Source organism: Streptococcus sp. 1559 (assembly GCF_013276735.1).
GTDB lineage: Bacteria > Bacillota > Bacilli > Lactobacillales > Streptococcaceae > Streptococcus > Streptococcus pseudopneumoniae.
In genome coordinates this window covers 1-775 of record NZ_VMLO01000144.1, presented here as the reverse complement: position 1 = coordinate 775, position 775 = coordinate 1, and the positions used below count along the sequence as shown (strand labels likewise).

Genomic DNA, 775 nt, shown 5'->3' with positions numbered 1-775 from the left:
TCCGATGAATCCCCTCCACATCTTCTTGATAGCTTGATTTCCCTACATAATCTCTGGATATCTGCTCACGAACTGCTCTTGCTTGTCTCGCGCTCTCCTCACGAGTATAGCGCTGTAAGCTTTCCTGTCTTTGACCATCTTGAGTAACATAGGCCTGAACAGCCGACAAATCCGTTCGCAATTCCTGCGCTGTTCGCTCAAAGCTAGCCTTAGCTTGTGTGATGAGACCATTGGTGTCTTCAAGCGCTGGACTCCAGTCTGTCGCTAGGGTACCTTTTTCAAGTTTAATCCTACGAATGAAAAGAGTTCCTCCGTATCCTAAATCTGAATTGAATAGGGTCATCTGTAGCTTGGATTCAGAGGGCGCATCCTCTTTAAAAAATACCGAACCTGTAAGCCTAAATCGCTGCCACTCCCTAGTCGCAGTGAACTCTTTTTGTCCCTCTATACCAAAGCCATTCGCCCCACCATGCGACATATGGAAAGGAAAAGAACCATCAACTTCATCGAGTTTACAATCAAACGAGAGAGTCCAAGTTGTCCCAATATCGGACTTTGAAAGATAGGGATCTAGATTATCAAACACAAAACCAAAACGAGACTGTTGAATTTTCTCGGAATCACGATAATAGTTCCGACCACCAACTTGCATATTTGAAAATTCTTCTCGTAATTTCCCTGCTTCAGCCCTAATCAATGTCTTATCTGCCTTGTCCTTGGTTGCGTTCAGGATTTCCTGACGGATAGAGCCAGCCTGCACCTCAAATTCAGCCTG

At 44.9% G+C, this 775-nt stretch carries 1 pseudogene; it reads right to left on the bottom strand.

Annotated elements, in window-relative coordinates:
- A pseudogene (locus HT688_RS12330) lies at positions 1-775 on the bottom strand (hypothetical protein); the annotation flags it as partial.